Below are 1,037 nucleotides of genomic sequence, written 5' to 3'. Positions count from 1 at the left end.
GGGTGATATGCTGTTTTTGTTATTACAATACTATTATTTCTTTTATATTCTCTTTCAAAATAGTTATAATATGATCCCGGAGATAAAATTCCATTTAAATTTAAAATATCAATTCCTGTTTGTCCTAAAATAGTATCTGCGAATTTTACACAATTAGTATAAAAAGTAAAATAATTTTTAAATCTACCTCTTTTAATTTTTCTAAATTTAATGTTTGTTTCCCTTGCTAGTTGGCTTGCATAATCATCAAATTTTTTATTTGAATTTTTGTAAAAATCTTTTGGAGATAGCCATGGATATGAATTCCTGATATGCTCATTTATTTTTTCTTCAACTTTTTTCATTTGTTCATCTGTTAAGTTAAGTCCAAAATCAAATATAGTTTTTTCATGATATTTATTACAAAATTTTATATAGTCCTCTTTTCCTTTTATAAAAAATATTACTCCTTCTCCTATAGAATCAAATAGTCTGTATGTAGCATAATCGTAGTTACCATATGATATGACAAATCCCTTATAGTATATATCCATGTGGCCGAATATACCTGCCCCAGTTTCTTTTACATGAATTAAGACTTCTAAGTTAGGTTCTAAATCTGTTTTTTTATAAATTGAATCGTTTTTGTTTTCTCCACTATTCAAGTAATTTGTAATTTTTGTTAGTGTTTTTTTTAGAATACCCATTGTAAATAAAACAGGAAGTCTTATTGATATTTTCCTAATCATTTTATTTGCATATGATTTTGGTATTTCCTCATCGATAAAATCTGTAAATATGGTTATACCGTAAAATATCAAATATAAGCCTACTAATTTTGTTATTATAAACGTCTTATAATAAAAATTCATTGTAATAACGAGTATAGATATTGTAAAAAAGAATATGGATTTTATTAATAATATTGTTGAATGTGGTGTATGTGTTTTCTTATTTTGAAAATATGATATTAAATATATTATTCCAAGAACTGCTGAATAAAATAACACAAAGCCCGGGAAAATAAATAAAATAATTTTGGGGCTTATAAAAGCAAT

At 24.4% G+C, this 1,037-nt stretch carries 1 pseudogene; it reads right to left on the bottom strand.

The window, feature by feature from the left end:
• Positions 1–800, bottom strand: a pseudogene (locus tag FGQ49_RS10255) (HdeD family acid-resistance protein); the annotation flags it as partial.
• Positions 801–1,037 lie beyond the last annotated feature (237 nt).

It is taken from the genome of Anaerofustis stercorihominis, from assembly GCF_005844425.1.
Classification (GTDB): Bacteria; Bacillota; Clostridia; order Eubacteriales; family Anaerofustaceae; genus Anaerofustis; species Anaerofustis butyriciformans.
This window is presented reverse-complemented; position numbering and strand designations above follow the sequence as displayed.